This window comes from Variovorax sp. P1_H2 (genome assembly GCF_056405295.1).
Genome location: NZ_JBFUCJ010000132.1, coordinates 1 through 17,441 on the forward strand (window position 1 = coordinate 1; position 17,441 = coordinate 17,441).

Annotated in this window: 17 protein-coding genes and 1 pseudogene; 13 read left to right on the forward strand and 5 right to left on the reverse strand. The window is 69.9% G+C overall.

What is annotated here, in order from left to right:
• Positions 1-63: 63 nt before the first annotated feature.
• Positions 64-486: a cupin domain-containing protein gene (locus tag AC1D2E_RS30305; RefSeq protein WP_478200830.1), complete on the reverse strand. Its 423-nt coding sequence runs from the start codon at positions 484-486 to the stop codon at positions 64-66.
• Positions 487-589: 103 nt separating this feature from the next.
• Between AC1D2E_RS30305 and AC1D2E_RS30310 the strand changes: the two are divergent.
• The 4 genes and pseudogenes from AC1D2E_RS30310 to AC1D2E_RS30325 form a co-directional block, all read left to right on the forward strand.
• Positions 590-859: pseudogene (locus tag AC1D2E_RS30310) on the forward strand (ArsR/SmtB family transcription factor); the annotation flags it as partial.
• A gap of 183 nt (positions 860-1,042) precedes the next feature.
• Positions 1,043-2,320: a tetratricopeptide repeat protein gene (locus AC1D2E_RS30315; RefSeq protein ID WP_478200831.1), complete on the forward strand. Its 1,278-nt coding sequence runs from the start codon at positions 1,043-1,045 to the stop codon at positions 2,318-2,320.
• Between the two features lie 31 nt (positions 2,321-2,351).
• A complete protein-coding gene (aroC, locus tag AC1D2E_RS30320; RefSeq protein WP_478200832.1) occupies positions 2,352-3,473 on the forward strand; it encodes a chorismate synthase in 1,122 nt (373 codons plus the stop codon).
• The gene (locus AC1D2E_RS30325; RefSeq protein ID WP_478178078.1) at positions 3,473-4,645 is read left to right on the forward strand and encodes an MFS transporter; all 1,173 of its coding nucleotides are present in this window, start codon (positions 3,473-3,475) and stop codon (positions 4,643-4,645) included. The genes aroC and AC1D2E_RS30325 overlap by 1 nt, the downstream gene beginning before the upstream one ends.
• Before the next feature lie 30 nt (positions 4,646-4,675).
• Here the strand turns inward: AC1D2E_RS30325 and AC1D2E_RS30330 are convergent, their stop codons facing one another.
• Together AC1D2E_RS30330 and AC1D2E_RS30335 are read right to left on the reverse strand one after the other, a co-directional pair.
• Positions 4,676-5,602, reverse strand: coding sequence for a carbohydrate kinase family protein (locus AC1D2E_RS30330; RefSeq protein WP_478178077.1), 927 nt, complete (start codon positions 5,600-5,602; stop codon positions 4,676-4,678).
• A gap of 60 nt (positions 5,603-5,662) precedes the next feature.
• Positions 5,663-6,442, reverse strand: a complete 780-nt coding sequence (locus AC1D2E_RS30335; protein WP_478200833.1) for an IclR family transcriptional regulator domain-containing protein — start codon at positions 6,440-6,442, stop codon at positions 5,663-5,665.
• Between the two features lie 171 nt (positions 6,443-6,613).
• Here AC1D2E_RS30335 and AC1D2E_RS30340 point away from each other — a divergent pair, with 171 nt between their 5' ends.
• Positions 6,614-8,026, forward strand: a complete 1,413-nt coding sequence (locus AC1D2E_RS30340) for an MFS transporter (protein WP_478200834.1) — start codon at positions 6,614-6,616, stop codon at positions 8,024-8,026.
• Between the two features lie 123 nt (positions 8,027-8,149).
• Here AC1D2E_RS30340 and AC1D2E_RS30345 read toward each other — a convergent pair whose 3' ends face one another.
• Positions 8,150-8,935 (reverse strand): IclR family transcriptional regulator domain-containing protein, encoded by a 786-nt coding sequence (locus tag AC1D2E_RS30345; protein WP_478200835.1) that lies wholly within the window; start codon positions 8,933-8,935, stop codon positions 8,150-8,152.
• Positions 8,936-9,105: 170 nt separating this feature from the next.
• Between AC1D2E_RS30345 and AC1D2E_RS30350 the strand changes: the two genes are divergently transcribed.
• The 7 genes from AC1D2E_RS30350 (at position 9,106) to AC1D2E_RS30380 (ending at position 15,934) form a co-directional block, all read left to right on the forward strand.
• Positions 9,106-10,029 carry a shikimate dehydrogenase family protein gene (locus AC1D2E_RS30350; RefSeq protein ID WP_478200836.1) on the forward strand — a complete coding sequence of 308 codons (924 nt, stop codon included), beginning with the start codon at positions 9,106-9,108 and terminating at the stop codon, positions 10,027-10,029.
• 28 nt (positions 10,030-10,057) lie between these two features.
• Positions 10,058-10,945, forward strand: a complete 888-nt coding sequence (locus AC1D2E_RS30355; RefSeq protein WP_478200837.1) for a sugar phosphate isomerase/epimerase family protein — start codon at positions 10,058-10,060, stop codon at positions 10,943-10,945.
• Positions 10,942-11,775: a shikimate dehydrogenase family protein gene (locus AC1D2E_RS30360; RefSeq protein ID WP_478178071.1), complete on the forward strand. Its 834-nt coding sequence runs from the start codon at positions 10,942-10,944 to the stop codon at positions 11,773-11,775. Before AC1D2E_RS30355 ends, AC1D2E_RS30360 begins: the two co-directional genes overlap by 4 nt.
• 116 nt (positions 11,776-11,891) lie before the next feature.
• Positions 11,892-13,103 (forward strand): lyase family protein, encoded by a 1,212-nt coding sequence (locus tag AC1D2E_RS30365; protein ID WP_478200838.1) that lies wholly within the window; start codon positions 11,892-11,894, stop codon positions 13,101-13,103.
• Between the two features lie 79 nt (positions 13,104-13,182).
• Positions 13,183-14,391, forward strand: coding sequence for a multidrug effflux MFS transporter (locus tag AC1D2E_RS30370; RefSeq protein ID WP_478200839.1), 1,209 nt, complete (start codon positions 13,183-13,185; stop codon positions 14,389-14,391).
• Positions 14,388-15,152, forward strand: a complete 765-nt coding sequence (locus tag AC1D2E_RS30375) for an alpha/beta fold hydrolase (protein WP_478200840.1) — start codon at positions 14,388-14,390, stop codon at positions 15,150-15,152. Before AC1D2E_RS30370 ends, AC1D2E_RS30375 begins: the two co-directional genes overlap by 4 nt.
• A 107-nt stretch (positions 15,153-15,259) precedes the next feature.
• Complete coding sequence (locus tag AC1D2E_RS30380) at positions 15,260-15,934, forward strand: DsbA family oxidoreductase (RefSeq protein WP_478200841.1); 675 nt, start codon at positions 15,260-15,262, stop codon at positions 15,932-15,934.
• Positions 15,935-15,941: 7 nt separating this feature from the next.
• On the opposite strand, the gene AC1D2E_RS30385 is transcribed toward AC1D2E_RS30380, so the two are convergent.
• Positions 15,942-16,796 carry a LysR family transcriptional regulator gene (locus AC1D2E_RS30385; protein ID WP_478200843.1) on the reverse strand — a complete coding sequence of 285 codons (855 nt, stop codon included), beginning with the start codon at positions 16,794-16,796 and terminating at the stop codon, positions 15,942-15,944.
• A gap of 75 nt (positions 16,797-16,871) precedes the next feature.
• Between AC1D2E_RS30385 and AC1D2E_RS30390 the strand changes: the two genes are divergently transcribed.
• Positions 16,872-17,441: YbfB/YjiJ family MFS transporter (locus AC1D2E_RS30390; protein ID WP_478200842.1), on the forward strand; the 570-nt coding region annotated here is incomplete at its 3' end.

Below are 17,441 nucleotides of genomic sequence, written 5' to 3' on the forward strand. Positions count from 1 at the left end.
GTGTTGCCCCCGGCAGGGGGTGGGCGCCCGGACACGCAGTGCCGGGCAACCTGGGGGCGAGCCCTACTTCCAGGGCGTCGGCGGAGGAATCTCGCAGGCCGGCTCGACATCGATGCTCTTGAAGTCGGCTGGCGAGACGATCTCCAGGTATTCCATGTCGGGCGAGTAGTCGAACAGGTAATGGCGGATGCCCGGACGCTGGTGGACCACGTCGCCGGCCGACACCAGCGTCTCCTTGTCCTCGTACATGAAGCGGGCCCAGCCCTTGAGCATGTAGACGATCTGGAAATCCGCCTCGTGGCGGTGCCAGCCGGTGCCCGCTTCCGGTGCCATGTTGGCCTTGACGAGGTGCGCGATCACTTTGCCGTTGGTGGCTTCGGCCACGCCGAGGTCGCGGTACAGGAAGAAATCGCGCAATCCGCCGGAAACGTAGTCGGTGTCGCCGGGTTTGACGTGGGAGAACTTCGTATCGGTACGGTCCAGCATGGGCGTGCTCCTTCGGAGGGTTTCGATGCTGCGCCGCAGCACGCATAAACCATTCCCGGTGTGTGGCTTGACAAGCGGCCGGCCGGCTTCGAAACTAAACCATATGGTTCACTCTGATGCTGCTGCCCTCGATGCCGTCTTCTCGGCACTGTCCGATGCCACGCGGCGCGACGTGCTGGAGCGGCTCGGGCAGGGCGGCGGTCGCTCGGTCAGCGAACTCGCCGAGCCGCACGGCATGTCGCTGACCGGTTTCATGAAGCACCTGCGCGTGCTCGAGGAGGCTGGCCTGGTGTCCCGCACGAAGCAGGGCCGCATCGTCCGCTGCGAGCTGTCGCCGGCCCCGATGCAGGAGGCCGCCGTGTGGTTGTCGCGAGCCGCAGGCGCTGAAGCGGTGCGTTGAAGCAGGCACCGGAAATGGCCGCATGCCGGCATTTCCGCGTCGACGAAGCTGTCTTCGCTGCAGGCGATTTCCCTTTCTCGCCTCGGCGGTGCCGAGGCCATCCTTCGGCTGCTAGAGTGCGCCGTTTTGACGTTCCGGCCTTCCGGATCGATGCCCATGGCCTCCAGGAAACCCGTCCATCGACCCGCCTCGCGCCCCGCGGCGCTCTCTGCGGCGCGCCAGTTCGAATTGCTGGCGCAGCGCTTCACCGAAGCCACGCAGCGCAGGGACTACCTGGCCGCCACGCAGGCGGCGGAGGCGGCGCTCAAGATCCAGCCGAAGCACCCGGGCGTGATGGCCGACTACGCCTTCGCCCTGATGCGGCAGGGACGCCACGCGCAGGCCCACGAGGTCTACCTGCGCGTCTACGAGGCGGCGGCCGGCCAGCCGAAGCCCGGCGCGACCTGGCTGGACGGGCTGGCCGAGGTCTGCGGCTGGCTGGAGCGGCCGGACGACGTGCGTCGCTACGGGAAGCAGTCCCTGACCCTGGCCGACGCGCGTCTGGGGCAGGGGCCCGCGGCGACCATTGCCGGCGCGCCACCGCCTTTCGATCCGGGCCATCCCGAGCGCAACGTCATCGCCTTCACGCTGTTCGGCGACAGTCCGCGCTATGGGGAGTCGGCGGTCATGAACGTGCGGACCGCGGCCGAACTGTTTCCGCACTGGCGCTGCCGTATCTATCTCGACGACTCGGTGCCGGCGGGTGTTCGCCGCCGGCTCGATGAGGCGGGCGCGCAGGTGATCGACATGAGCGGCCCGGCGCGCGATGGCGTGCATCCGCTGATGTGGCGCTTCCTGGTCGCCGACGACCCGGGCGTGTCGCGCTTCCTGGTCCGCGACGCCGACTCGCTGCTGTCCGAGCGCGAACAGGGCGCGGTCGAGGAATGGCTGCGCAGCGATCGCTGGTTCCACCACATGCGCGACTACTTCACGCACACCGAGCTGATCCTGGCCGGGCTGTGGGGCGGCTGCCGCGGCGTGCTGCCGCCGCTGCAGCCGGCCATGCAGGCCTGGCTGGCGCGCCAGCGCGACCTGACTCGTTTCGCCGACCAGATCTTCCTGCGCGAGTTGGTCTGGCCGACCTTGCGCCAGAGCGTGCTGAACCACGACGAACTGTTCGACTTCCATGGGGCCCGGCCTTTCCCCGCGCACCCGCCGATCCGCTGGAACACCGAGAGTTTCCACGTCGGCAGCAACGCCAGTTTCCAGGGCATCCGCGGCCGGAGTGCCAAGGCCGACGGCGAGCGGCAGGGCTGGTCGTTGCGCGACGAGCAGGGCGCCAGCGTGTGCGAGTACAGCGCGCTGGTGAAGCACGGGCAATGGAGTGCGGACCTGCCCTTCTTCCTGATCGAGCCGATCGCGGCCGGCCGCTGGAGAGTCGAGCTGCGCAACTAGGGCCTGCCACTTTGTTGGGATAATCCCCCGCATGAGCGGCAACACCTTCGGCACCCTTTTCGCGGTCACCAACTTCGGTGAATCCCACGGCCCGGCGATCGGCTGCGTCATCGACGGCTGCCCGCCCGGCATGGCGCTGAGCGAGGCCGACATCCAGGGCGACCTCGACCGCCGCCGCCCCGGCACCAGCCGCCACGTGACGCAGCGCAACGAGCCCGACGCGGTGCAGATCCTCAGCGGCGTGTACCAAGGCAAGACCACCGGCACGCCGATCGCCCTGCTGATCCAGAACACCGACCAGCGCAGCAAGGACTACGGCCAGATCGCGCAGCAGTTCCGCCCCGGCCATGCCGACTTCACCTACTGGAAGAAATACGGCATCCGCGATCCGCGCGGCGGCGGCCGGTCCTCGGCCCGCCTGACGGCCCCGATGGTCGCGGCCGGCGCGGTCGCCAAGAAGTGGTTGTTCGRGAGGTACGGCACCCGGTTTCGCGGCTGCATGGCGCAGATCGGCGACATCGCGATTCCCTTCGAGAGCTGGGAGCACGTGCCGAACAACCCCTTCTTCGCGCCGGTGGCCGACGTCTCGCAGCTCGAGGCCTACATGGACGCGCTGCGCAAGGCCGGCGATTCCTGCGGCGCCCGCATCCGCGTCACGGCGTCGAGGGTGCCGGTCGGGCTCGGCGAGCCGCTGTTCGACAAGATGGACGCCGACATCGCCTGGGCGATGATGGGCATCAACGCGGTCAAGGGCGTCGAGATCGGCGCCGGTTTCGCCAGCGTCACGCAGCGCGGCACCACCCACGGCGACTCGATCACCCCACAGGGCTTCGAGAGCAACAATGCCGGTGGCGTGCTCGGCGGCATCAGCACCGGGCAGGACCTCGAGGTCAGTATCGCGATCAAGCCGACCAGCTCGATCATCAGCCCGCGCCAGTCGATCGACGTCAACAACCAGCCGGTCGAGGTCGTGACCAAGGGCCGGCACGACCCCTGCGTCGGCATCCGGGCGACGCCGATCGCGGAGGCGATGCTGGCGCTGGTCGTGATGGAGCATGCGCTGCGCAATCGCGCGCAGTGCGGCGACGTGAACGCGCCCGAGCTGCCGGCCGGCGGCTCGGAGCTTGCGTCGCCGCAGGCGTCGTTCCTCTAGTGGCGCCGCCCGCCGCGGGAGGCCGCGGCCACCTGCTGGCCTTCGCGGCGCTGTCGGCGAGCTACTTCGCCCACATCGGCTTCTTCAACCCGTACTTGCCGCTGTGGCTCAAGGACCTCGGGCTGCCGATCTTCGTGATCAGCCTGCTGACCTCGGTGCAGTCGGTGACCCGCGTCTTCGCGCCCTATGCCTGGGGTGCCCTCAGCGACCACACGGGCGAGCGCGTGAAGCTGCTGCGCTTCAGTGCCGCTGTGGCGCTGGTCTCCTCGTTCGGCCTGTGGTGGAACGGCGGCCCGTGGTGGCTGATGGTGGTGCTGCTCGTGATGTTCACGCACACCAGCTCGATGATGTCGCTGACCGAGGCCGCGATGGCGCACCTGGTGGCCGGCGACTGGGGCCGCTACGGGCGCATCCGGCTCTGGGGCTCGGCGGGATTCCTGGTCACCGTGTTCTTCGCCGGCGAATGGTTCGAGCGCTTCGGCATGCGGCACTTTCCGGCCTGGGCCGGCGGTACCCTGGCGATCGTGCTGGTCGCGACCCTGCGGCTGCCGGACGTGCGCGAGCCGGTGGCGCACCACGCGCAGGCCAGGGAGCCGGTCGGTCCGGTGCTGCGCAATCCGGTGGTGCGCTGGTTCTTCGTCTCGCTGTTCTTCCACGTGATGGCGCACTTCGCGGTCTACGGCTTCCTTTCGCTGTACCTCGATTCTCTGGGCTACGGCAAGGGCACGATCGGCCTCCTGTGGGCGCTGTCGGTGGTGGCCGAGATCGTCTGGTTCTTCCTGCAGGGGCGCTTGATCGGCCTGCTGTCGATGCCGCGCTGGCTGCTGCTGTGCGGCTTCGCGGCCGTGCTGCGCATGGGCATCACGGCCGGCTGCGGCCAGTGGGTCTGGGCGCTGGTGCTCGCGCAGGCGCTGCACGCGCTGTCCTTCGCGGCCCACCACACGACCTGCATCGCGATGGTGTCGCGCCACTTTCCCGGCCGGCTGCGCGGGCGCGGCCAGGCGCTGTTCACGGTGATCGGCTATGGCTTCGGCGGCGTGCTCGGCGTGCTGGCCGGCGGTGCCATCGCGCAGCGCTTCGGCTACGTGGCGATGTTCGGCGTGGCGACGGCCATGGCGGCGGTCGCGAGCGGCTGCGCCTGGCGTGCCCAGCGGCTGGCGGCGGGGGCCTGACGCGCGCCGGGTGCCGGGCCCGGCAGCCGTTCAGTCCAATTCGGCCCGCCGCGGCATGTCCGCGCCGCGGCGCGAGCAGGTGATCGCCGCGGCCTTCGCGGCAAAGCCGAGCAGGGCGCCGAGCGCGTCGGCGTCCAGTGCCGCGAGCGCCTCGGGCGTCAGCGCGTCGTGCTCGTCGAGCCAGGTCAGCAGCGCGGCCTGGAAGGTGTCGCCGGCACCGACMGTGTCGATCACCTTCACCTGCGGCGTCGGCACGTCGGCCTGCGCAGCGCGGGTCCAGGCGCTGGCCCCGTGGCCGCCGCGGGTCACCGCGACCAGCGCCGCGCCCTGCGCCAGCCAGCGCGCCGCGACCTGCTCGGGCGCTTCGGCCGGATAGAGCAGGCCCAGGTCCTCGTCGCTGACCTTGACCAGGTGCGCGATCGACACCATCTGCTCGACCAGCGCGCGCCAGTGCCCGACGTCGGGCTCGACATTGAGCCGCACGTTGGGGTCGTAGGCGATCAGCCGCCGCTCGCGTTCACGGGTGGCGAGCGCGCGCAGCGCGCTGCCGACCGGCTCCACCGCCAGCGCATAGGAGCCGAACTGCAGCACGCGAACCGCCGGCGGCAGCGCAGGCAGCGTGTCGGCGCTGAGTTGCCGGTCGGCCGCGCCGGTGCCGTGGAAGGCATAGCGCGGCACGCCGCGGGCGTCGACACTGACCACGCTGAGCGTGCTGGGCGCGTCGCTGCGCACCACCAGCGAGGTGTCGACCCCTTCGGCCGCCAGCGAGGCCAGCAGCCGTTCGCCGAAGGCGTCGGTCGACAGGCCGGCCAGGAAGGCCACCGGCCGCCCGAGCCGGGCCAGCCCCTGCGCCACGTTGAGCGGCGAACCGCCGATGCGGGCGTCGAGCGCGAGCCCGGTGGGGGTGGCTTCGCCCGTGTAGACATCCATCAGGGCTTCGCCGCAGACAACGAACATGGGGGTCCTCGATGAGTTGGGGCAGAGCGGCGAGATTACAGCTTGCGGCGCGGGAGTTCTCTAGATTATCGGCCGCAGCGACTCGGCCACTTCGCGCAACACGGGCAGCAGCTTTTCCACGATCTTCTCGTCCGGGTATGCGGGCCTTTGCACGGTCACGCTCAACGCGTATTGGCACCGGCCCCTGCGGTCCTTCAAGGGCAGGGCCAGGCCGCAGAGGCCGATGTCGAGGTACTGATCGACCAGCCAGTAGCCGAGCCGGCGGGCGGTCAGGACCTTGTCGCGGAAGGCGGCCGGGTCGACTTCCGTGAAGCCGGTGAAGCTCGAGAAGTCGTGTGCCGCGAGCCAGGCGTCCAGTGCCGCATCGTCGAAGGTCGACAGGATCGCCAGGCCCTGCGACACCACGTGCGCCGGCACCCGCGCACCGGGATGGAATCCGATCGACACCACCCGCGGCGAATTGCTGCGGGACAGGTAGACGACCTCGTGGCCGTCCAGCGTCCCGACGTTCAGCGTCTCCCCGCACTGCATCGAGGCTCGCTGGATGAAGGGTTGCGCGATGCGCGGAACCCGCGCCCCCTCCATGAAAGCCTGGCCGAGCCGGAGCACGCGCGGCAGCAACCAGTAGTACTTGCCGTCGGTGGCGGCATAACCGTAGTGCACCAGGCTCAGCAGGTAGCGCCGTGCAGCCGTGCGGGTCAGGACCGCACGCTCCCCGGCCTCGGTGGCCGTGAGGCGGGGACGGTCGTCCGAGAAGGCTTCGATCACGCGCAGGCCTTTTCCGAGGCCTTCGATGAGCAGCTTGCGGTCGATGGGAGGCGGGGCGTCGCTGGGTGTCATGATCGGGGGAAACCCGGTTTTCGTGCGTGTGGTGCACGGGCGCGATCGATCATCGTTCGCATCGTGCGTCTTCGGCGTTGTGGAGAACCCTGAGCCGCCGCACAGTCGCCACCTGCTGTGAAGAACAGCATGCATATCCACCCTGCGAAACCCGCATCCAAGGAGAGACAAATGAGCAGCAACCCGAAGGCCCACGAGCCTCAAGGCAAGCACCAGTCCAGGAAGGCCGCCGCCAGCGGCTGGATCGGCTCGGCGCTGGAGTACTACGACTTCTTCATCTACGCCACCGCAGCCTCGCTGATCTTCCCGCAGATCTTCTTCCCCTCGGGCAATCCGCGGATCGCGATCATCGCCTCGCTCGCCACCTACGGCGTCGGCTACGTGGCACGGCCGATCGGTGCCTTCGTCCTCGGCCACTGGGGCGACACCCGCGGCCGCAAGAACGTACTGCTGATGTGCATGTTCCTCATGGGCTTCTCCACCATCGCGGTCGGGCTGCTGCCGACCTACAGCCAGGTCGGCTTGCTGGCACCGGCGCTGCTGGTGGTGCTGCGCCTGATCCAGGGCTTCGCGGTCGCCGGCGAGATCGCCGGGGCCAGCTCGATGATCCTCGAGCATGCGCCCTTCGGCCGCCGCGGCTTCTTCGCCAGCTTCAGCCTGCAGGGCGTGCAGGCCGGCCAGATCATGGCCGCCGCGGTGTTCCTGCCGCTCGCGCACTACATGCCCGAGGACGCCTTCCTGTCGTGGGGCTGGCGGATCCCGTTCCTGCTGAGCTTCATCGTGATCGTGGCCGGCTACATCATCCGCCGCAAAGTCGATGAGACCCCGGCCTTCGCCGAGGTCGACAAGCAGCATGCGGTTCCGAAGGCGCCCATCATCCAGGCCTTCACGAACAGCTGGCGCGACATGCTTCGCGTGGTCTGCGCGGCGCTGATGAACGTGATCCCGGTGGTGGCCACGGTGTTCGGTGCCGCCTACGCGGTGCAGCCGGCCTACGGCATCGGCTTCCAGAAGGACGTCTACCTGTGGATCCCGGTGCTCGGCAACATCCTGGCCGTGATCGTGATCCCCTTCGTCGGCAACCTGTCGGACAAGGTCGGCCGCAAGCCGCCGATCGTGATCGGCGCGCTCGGTGCCGGCCTGCTGTCCTTCGGCTATCTCTACGCCATCAGCATCCACAACGTGCCGCTGGCGATCGGGATGTCGCTCTTGATGTGGGGCGTGGTCTACCAGGGCTACAACGCGGTCTTCCCGAGCTTCTACCCGGAGCTGTTCCCGACCCGCACGCGCTGCTCGGCGATGGCCATCTCGCAGAACGTCGGCACCACCATCACCGCCTTGCTGCCGGCGCTGTTCGTCGCCGTGGCGCCTCCCGGCGCGGCCAACATCCCGCTGACCATCGGTGCGCTGACCTTCGGCATCACCGTCATCTCGGCGCTGGCCGTGCTGAGCGCACGGGAGACCTACCGGGTCCACATGAACGACCTCGGCAATCCGGACGCGGTGCCGGTGCCGAAGCAGGACTACGAGCGCATGCGTGCCCAGACCCTGTCGGACGCCAAGCTCGCGAGGGCTGCGGCCTGAAGACTGCGCGACCTGCCCCCCTCGGGGCGCATGGGGGCGACCCAGGCCGGCGCCGGGYCGCCCCAAGGCGGCCTGCGGCCCCCTCGGGGGGCAGCGACCACACGCAGTGGGGGAGCGTGGGGGTCATATCAATCCGCGCATCGCCTGGGCGGTCTCGCGCAGCACCGGCAGCACGCGGGCCACGGCGTCCTCGCTGGCCTCGTGGCCCATCGGCATCGTGATGTTGAGCGCTCCCACGAGATCGCCGCGGCGGTCGCGCAGCGGCACCGCGATGCCGCGCGAGTTGAGGTCCAGCTGCTGCTCCGACAGCGCCCAGCCCTGGGCCCGGATGCGTGCCAGCTCCAGCTTCATGCGCTCCTTGCTGGCGATGGTGTGCGGCGTGAAGACTGCGAGCTCGTGGGTGTCCAGCCAGTGGGCCCGCTCCTCGTCGCTGCGCAGCGCCAGCATCAGCATGCCCGAGGCCGTGACCTGCGCCGGCACGCGCGCACCCAGCACGTAGCCGGTGCTCATGCTGCGGTTCGGCCCGTTGCGCGCGATGTAGACCACCTCATCGCCGTCCATCACGCTGAGGTAGGCGATCTCGTGGGTGCCGGCCGCCACCCGCTGCAGGAAGGGCTGGACGATGCGCGGCAGCCGCGCCGATTCGAGGTAGGACTGCCCCAGCCGCAGCACCCTCGGCGTCAGCCAGAACAGCTTGCCGTCGCCGGCCACGTAGCCCATGTGCTGCAGCGTGAGCAGGTAGCGGCGTGCCGCGGTGCGGGTCATGCCGGTGCGCTGGCCGGCCTCGCTGGCGGTCAGGCGCGGATGGGCATCGTCGAAGGCCTCGATGACGGCCACGCCGCGCTCCAGGCCGGCGATCCAGTCGCGCTTGTCGAGTCCGGGGGGGGCGGGGGCATCTTCTGATGTCATGGCGTTTTTGCGGGGAAACCCTGAAATCGATCGATTATCGATCAATATTGTTCGATAATCGATTTTCTTGACGATTGTTGATGATCCGCAATGACCACAGGCGGCCTACATTAGCGCCGCTTCTTCGAAATCGCGCGATAGTCGAACAACTTGAAGCGAGACACCCACCCATGTTCCCCTCCATCGTCGGCAGCACCTCCGTCTACCTGCTTCCCGGAGACCCGGTCACCCACGTGCGCCTTCCGCGCATGTTCAACGCGGTCTTCGAGCGCTGCGGCATCGATGCCGTGATGGTGCCGGTGCAGGTGGCCAAGCGCGACCTCGCGGTCTTCGTCAAGGCCGCCTTCCTGGCCAGGAACGTGCGCGGCATGGCGATCGCGCCGCCGCACAAGCCGCTGCTGGTCGACCTGCTCGACGGCTGCGGCCTGTTCGGCCGCGTGGCCGGCTCGGTCAACGTGGTGCGGCGCATCGCCAACGGCGAGCTCGAGGGCGACCTGTTCGACGGCGAGGGCCTGCTGGGCGCGCTCGACCACTACAACATCCCGTTCCGCGGCAAGCGCGTGCTGATCCTCGGTGCCGGCGTCAGCGCGGCGGCGATCGGCGTCGCGCTGGCCGAAGGCGGCACGGTCAACGGCGCCGAGCACATTGCCTTCCATGACATCGCGGCCGGCAAGGCCGCCGGCGTCGCGGCCCAGCTCGACGCCTTCTTCGATGCCACCACGGTCGCGGTCGACAGCAGCGACCCGGCCGGCTACGACCTGGTGGTCAACGCCACCTCGCTCGGGCTCAAGCCCGAGGACGCGCTGCCGGTCGACGTGGCGCGCATGGAGCCGCACGCGGCGCTGTTCGACATCCTGCTGCGCAACCAGCCGACGCCGCTGGTGCGCGCCGCGCGCGAGCGCGGCCTCAATGCGCAGGCCGGCTTCGAGATGCTGGTGCAGCAGATGCCGCACTACTTGGACTTCTTCGGCGAGCACGACGCGGCGGCAGCGCTGCGCAAGGACGCGGACTTTCTGCGCGAGCTGATCTACCCCGAAGCGATGGCAGGCGAAATCCGCCATCCGCTGCGCTACCACTCGGCCAGCGTGGCCTGAGCACCGCTCCTTATCCCAAGAGACCGCCATGGCCATCGCTCTCGACCGTTTCGGCTTCAACACCGTCACCATGGGCGGTGAGCTCGGCCACAAGCTCGAATGCATGAAGGCCGCCGGCTTCGCGGGTGTCGAACTGTGGGCGCGCGACCTGATCAACCATCCGGCCGGGGTCGAGAAGGCCGCGCAGCTGGTCAAGCAGAGCGGCCTCAAGGTGACCGACTTCCAGCCGCTGCGCGACTTCGAATGCGCGCCCGACGCGATGCGTCCGCACCGGCTCGAGATGGCGCGCGAGCAACTGCGCCAGATGTCGCTGGTCGACACCGACCTGCTGCTGTGCTGCTCGACCACCTCGCCGCTGGCGATCGACGATCCGGAGCGCGCCGCGGAAGACCTGCGCACCCTCGCCACGCTGGCCACGCCGCTGGGCATCCGCATCTGCTACGAGGCGCTCTCCTGGGGCCGCCATACCAAGCGCTGGCACCAGGCCTGGGACATCGTGCGCCGCTGCGACCGCGAGAACGTCGGGCTCAACCTCGACTTCTTCCACATGTCGGTGCACGGCGACGACGGGCCCGAGATGCTGGCGCAGCTGGCCGAGGTGCCGGTCGAGAAGATCTTCCTGGTGCAGCTGGCCGACTACTTCTTCGAGTACAGCGACCGCCAGGCCGACATGATCGAACTGGCGCGCCACCAGCGCCTGTTCCCGGGCGAGGGGCTGCACGACGTGCGCGAGCTGGTGCAGCTGCTCGAGGACAAGGGCTACCGCGGCCACTACACCTTCGAGGTCTTCAACGACGACTACGTCAACTCGGACCCGATGGTCATCGGCCAGCGCGCGATGAAGAGCGCACGCTGGATCAGCGAATCGCATGTGGCCGGCGTCCCGCCGGCCTCCCCAAGGAAGACACAGCCATGATTTCCGGCAAGACCACCCTGATCGCCCACCTGGGCTACCCGACCGAGAGCTTCAAGGCGCCGATGATCTACAACCCCTGGTTCGACCAGCAGGGCATCGATGCCGTGGTGATGCCGATGGGCGTCCAGGCCGCGGACTACCCCGCTGTGCTGGCCTCGCTGTTCAAGCTGACGAACATCCGCGGCGCGCTGGTCACCATGCCGCACAAGATCACGACCCTGTCGCTGGTCGACGAGTCGACGCCGACCGCGAAGATCGCCGGCGCCTGCAACGCGATTCTCAAGCGGCCCGATGGCACGCTGCTCGGCGACCAGTTCGACGGTGCCGGCTTCGTGCGCGGCGTGCAGCGCAAGGGCCGTGCGCTGGACGGCGCGCGGGTGCTGGTGTCGGGCAGCGGCGGTGTCGGCTCCGCGATCGCCGCCTCGCTGGCCGCGGCTGGCGTGGCCGAGGTGGCGCTCTACGACACCAGCGCCACGTCTGCGGAGGCGCTCGCCGGGCGCCTGCGCGCGCACTATCCGAAGCTTGCGGTGACGACCGGTTCCAATGACCCGGCCGGATTCGACCTGGTGGTCAATGCCACGCCGCTGGGCATGAAGGAGGGCGACCCGCTGCCTTTCGACATCGCGCGCATCGCGCCCGGCACCTTCGTTGGCGAGGTGGTGATGAAGAGCGAATACACGCCGCTGCTGCGCGCGGCGCGCGACAAGGGCTGCGCGGTGCAGGTCGGCACCGACATGCTGTTCGAGATGATCCCGGCGTACCTGGAGTTCTTCGGCTTCGGCAGCGCCACGCCGGAAGATCTGCGGGCCGTTGCGACGCTGGCTTATTGAAATGAAACACCCCCGAAGCGCCTGCGGCGCCTCCCCCTCAAGGGGGCGATACCAGCGGCCCGGCGAAGCCGGTTCCGCGGTATCCCTGGCATCGGTCGGTTTCTGGAGGTAGCCCGGTGAGCCTCTTCGAGGGCGTCCTCTCCACCTCCGAGATGCTGACCATCTTCAGCGAGCGCAGCTTCGTCGACGCGATGCTGCGCTTCGAGGCGGCGCTGGCCCGATCCCAGGCACGGCTCGGGATCATTCCGGAGTCGGCCGCCCAGACGATCGCGGGCAGTTGCAAGGTCGAGCTGTTCGATGCCGCCAAGATCTTTCGCGACGGCGGGCGGGGCGGCGGCGTGGCGAACCCGCTGGTCCACAGCCTCAAGGAGGCAGTGGGCCTCTTCAATGCCGACGCAGTGCCCTTTGTCCATTTCGGCTGCGGCTCCCAGGACCTGGTCGACACCGCGATGGCGCTGGTCACGCGGGAGGCCCTGGCACTGATCGAAGTCGATCTCGCGAAGGTCGTCCAGGCGCTGCTGCTGCTGGCGCAGCGTCACGCCGAGACGCCGATGCTCGCGCGCACGTCGATGCAGCCGGCTTCGGTCACCAGCTTCGGCCTCGTTTGCGTGGGATGGGCGGCGCCGCTGGTGCGCTGCCGCACGCGCCTGGCCGAGGCCGCGCGGCGAGGGCTGCAGGTGCAGCTCGGCGGTTCCGCCGGCACGCTGGACCGGATGCAGGGACAGGGCGCCGAACTGCGCCGGCAGATGGCCGAGGCGCTCGGGCTCCGCGACCCCGGCGCCGCCTGGCACGGCCAGCGAGACGAGTGGATCGGCCTCGGCTGCGAGCTCGGGCTGATGGTTGGCAGCCTGGGCAAGATCGCGAAAGACATCATGCGACTGGACCAGCACGAGATCGGTGAGGTGGCGGAACCTGGCGAGTCCGGAAGCGGCGAGCGGCCGGCGTTGGCGCCTCGGCGCGAGCCGGTGGCTTCGATGGTGGCGATCGCTGCCGCGCAGCGTGTCCCGCAGCGCGTGGCGGCGCTGCTGGCCGCGATGCCTCAGGCGCACGCATGCGCCCTGGGCGGCTGGCAGGCCGAGCTGGCCGAGTGGCCTTCGTTGCTGATGTCGGCGCATGGCAGCGTGCGCGCGCTTGCGGGGGCTTTGCCCGGCCTGCAGGTCGACGCCGGCCGGATGCGTTCCAATATCGATCGGCTGCGAGCCGAGCTGCCGCGCGAGGCGGCCGACCGCTGCTTCGACCCGGCGCTGGCCGGACCGGCCGGCGTGCTGGCGCTGGCCCAGGTCCTGGCGCTTCGGTCCCCACCCGACACTTGCGACATTGCACGATGATTTCTGCCGCCGTCCGCCTCCTCTCCGACGAGGCCGCTTTCCTTCCCTGCGGCAACGGCCGGCCCGCGGACGCGCGCCGGTGAGCGGCGCAGCCACGCCCCGCGGCCTCTCGTTCGCGCTGCTGCTGCCCCTGCTGCTGGCCGCGCAGCCGGTGGCCACCGACAGCTACCTGCCGGCCTTGCCGGCGATCGCCCGCGAGTTCGGGTCGGCCAGCGCCAGCCTGACGGTCTTCGTGCTGGCCTTCGGCTTCGGCCAGTTGCCCTGCGGACCGCTGTCGGACCGCTTCGGGCGCCGGCCCGTGCTGCTCGCCGGCCTCGGCTGCTATGCGCTGGCGGCGCTGGGCTGCGCGCTGTCGAGCGGGATACCGATGCTGGTGGCCTGCCGCGCGCTGCAGGGCTTCTCGATGGCCGCCATCCTGGTCTGCGCGCGGGCCGCGGTGCGCGATCTCTATCCGGCCCACGAGGGGCCGCACGTGATGGCCCGCGGCCTGACCGGCCTCGGCGTGGTGGGCTTGCTGGCGCCGCTGCTGGGCGCCTGGGCGGTGCAGTCCGCGGGCTGGCGCTGGGTGCTGGGCGGCATGGCTGTCTATGCGCTCCTGCTCTGGCTCCTGTGCTGGCGTGGCTTTGCTGAAACGCGGGCCGTCAGTTCGGGCCCATCGGCTCCGAAAGGCAGCGTGCGCGAGGTGTTCGCCAGCCCGAGCTTTCGCGCCTGGGCCTCGCTGGCTGCCACGACCTACGGCGGGCTGTTCTGCTTCCTGCTGCTGTCGCCGATGGTCTACATCAGCCTGCTCGGCTTCTCGCCGGCCTGGTACGGCTGGATCCCGGCAGGCGGCTCGCTGGTCTACATCTTCAGCACCACGCTGTGCCGCCGGCTGCTGCGCCGCCGGGGCGCGGTGCGCACCGTCCAGCTCGGTTCGCTGCTGAGCCTGGCCGGGCCGCTGGTGCAGGCGCTCGGCTGCTGGCTGTTGCCGATGTCGGCCTGGCCGCTGCTGCTGGGCCATGCGGTCTATTGCATCGGCCATGGCATCCACCAACCCTGCGGCCAGGCCGGCGCGGTCGGCGACCTGCCGCACCTGGCGGGTCGCGCGGTGTCTTGGTCCGGATTTGCGATGATGGCGGTGGCGTTCACCGTCGGCCAGATCGCCGCCGGCTTCGTCAACCCCGCGCTCAGCCATGGCGCCTGGCCGATGGTGCTGCCGATGGCCTTGGCCGGCGCCGTGCTGGTGCTGATCGCCTTCGCCTGGCTGCCGCGGCTGCCGCCTGCCCATCCCCGAAAGGAAACACCATGACCCGTCTGAATGTCGTCCGCGAGGGCGGTGGCCCGATCGTCGTGCTGAGCCACGCGCTCGGCGGCGACCTCCGCATGTGGGACACGGTGGCGTCATTGCTGGCGCGCGCCCACACGGTGCTGCGCTACGACCATCGCAATCACGGCGTCTCCGAGCGGCTGGCCGGGCCGCTCACGCTGCAGGACCTGGCGGACGATGCGGCCGAACTGATCGCGCGCGAGGCCGAGGGCGAGCCGGTGCATTTCGTTGGCCTGTCGATGGGCGGCATGGTCGCGCAGGCCCTGGCGGCGCGTCATCCGGCGTTGCTCCGGACTCTGGTGATCGCCAATTCATCGGCCCACTATCCTGACGCCGCGCCCTGGCGAGCCCGCGTGGAGGCCGTGCAGGCCCAGGGCGTCGCGGCCATCGCTGCGGGCGCCGTGGGGCGCTGGCTGACGCCCGAATTCATCGCCACGCCCGAGGGCGCGGCCGCGGCCCGGCAACTGCACGACACGCTGGTGAGCACCGATGCGGCCGGCTACATCGCGTGCTGCGAGGCCGTGGCGGCGATCGACTTCCGCGACAGCAACCGGCGCATCGCGGTGCCGACGCTGGTGATCGCGGGAACCCGGGACGAGGCCACGCCGCTGGCGATGTCGCAGGCGATCGCGGCGGCGATTCCCGGCGCCCGCCTGGCCACCGTCGACGTCGCGCACCTCAGCGCGGTCGAGCGGCCGGTGGAATTCAGCCAGCTGCTGATCGATTTCTGGCGCAGCCTCTGACGACTGCGACGACAGTGGGGGATTCGGTCCGCTGCGGTTGAAAGATCCGCGGCCGCCCCCATCATCCGGTGCTGCTTCATTTCCCGAACCTCCTCGGACCTCTCACGATGACTTCCCGGCTCAAGATCGATTTCGTTTCGGACGTTTCCTGCCCCTGGTGCGCCGTCGGCCTCGGCGCGCTCGAAGCGGCACTGAAGAAGGTGGCGCCCGAGGTCACGGCCGAACTGCACTTCCAGCCCTTCGAACTCAATCCGCAGATGCCGCCCGAAGGCCAGGACACCTTCGAGCACCTGAACCAGAAATACGGATCGAACCGCGAGCAGCAGGCCCAGGCCCGCGCCGCGATCCGTGCCCGCGGCGCGGCCGTGGGCTTCGCCTTCAGCGAGGGCGGGCGGCCGCGGGTGTACAACACCTTCGATGCCCACCGGCTGCTGCACTGGGCCGAGCTCGAAGGCCTGGACCGGCAGGCCGCGCTCAAGAAAGCCCTGCTCAAGGCCTGCCACACCGACGGCGAGAACCCGTCCGATCCCGAGGTGCTGGTGCGGCTGGCGGCCGAATCCGGCCTCGACCCGGCGCGGGCGCGGGCCATTCTCGCGAGCGACGACTATGCCGCCGAGACCCGCCAGCGCGAGCGCATGTACACCGATGCCGGCATCCATTCGGTCCCGGCCGTCATCATCGACGACCGGCACCTGATTTCGGGCGGCCAGCCGGTGGAAGTGTTCGAGCGCGCGCTGCGGCAGATCGCGGGTGCGGAGCCGGCGCGCGTGGCCGAGGCCTGACGCAGCCTCAGGGCTTCTGCAGCATCTCGACCAGCCGCGCCAGCGCCACCGAGGGCGTGCCCTGCCACACCAGGTGCGTGCGATTGCCGCGGATGCGTTCCGGCAGCGGGTGCTGGCGCACATCGGCGGTGGCGCGCAAGGCCTTCAGCACCGACACCGGCACGATGGCGAAGCCCGTGCCCGCAGCGACGCAGGCGATCATCGCCTGGTAGGAAGAGAACTCCAGCGAGCGCGCGGCCGAGACGCCGCCCTTGACCAGCCATTGCTCGAGCAGCCGCCGGTACGAGCAACCTGGCGCGAAGGCGATCAAGGTCGCATCGGCCAGGTCGCCCGGCCGAGTGACGGCGGCCACGCTGCGTGCCGTGATCAGCACCAGTTCTTCGTCGAACGCCGCCATCGATTCCAGCTCCGGCGCCGAGAAGGGCTCCGACACGAAGGCGGCTTCCAGCTCGAAGGCCCTGACCCGCTTCAGCAGGGCGCCGGTGGTGCCCGTCGCCAGTTCGACCACGACCCCGGGGTAGAGCCGGTGGAAGCGCGACAGCACCGGCGCCAGCCGGCTGCCTGCCGTGCTCTCGAGCGAACCGAGGCGGAAGGTGCCGAGCGGGAGCTCGCTGCGCAGTTCGCTCTCGGCCTCGTCGGCCAGCCGCAGCAGTCGCTCGGCATAGGGCAGCAGCTTGTGGCCGGCCGGCGCCAGCGCCAGCGAGCGGCCCTGGCGATGAAACAGCTTCTGCCCCAGGCGCTCCTCCAGTTGCTGGATGCGGGTGGTGACGTTGGACTGCACCCGGTTGAGCTTGTCGGCCGCCCGGATCACGCCGCCCTCGGCCACGACGGTGCGGAATATCTCCAGGGAGTCGAGGTCGATGGTTCTCATAAGAAGAATGAATGTTCTGAATAATTCATTTGTGGACCTTGTCGATTTTGCGTCCAATCAAGGTCCATGTCGAACCCATCCATCACCGTCGCCCGGCCCTCGCTGTTCGCGGTCTGCGGCGCCGGCCTGCTGGCGCTGGCGATCGCGATGGGCATTGGGCGCTTCGCCTTCACGCCCATGCTGCCGCTGATGATCCGCGCCGGCAGCGTCGACGTCGCCGCCGGCGGCTGGCTCGCCGCGGCCAACTACGCGGGCTATCTGCTGGGCGCGCTCACGGCGGCACGGCTGCCGCTGTCGCCGCAGCGCACGGGCCTTCTTTCGCTGGCGTTGATCGTCCTGTCGACGGCGGCGATGGGCCTGGTCGATTCGCTCGCGGCCTGGCTGCTGCTGCGCGGCCTGGCCGGCATCGCCAGTGCCTGGGCGCTGGTCAGCACCAGCGTCTGGTGCCTGGCATGGCTCGCGCGCCTCGGCCGGCCCGGGGGCGCCGGCGTCGTCTATGCCGGGGTGGGCCTGGGCATTGCGATCGCCGGCCTCCATGGCTGGCGCGCCGGCGCAGCGGGCATCGCACCCGAGCGGCTGTGGCTGCAGCTCGGCCTGATGGCGCTCGCCGGCGCGCTCGGGGTCGCGGCGCTGATG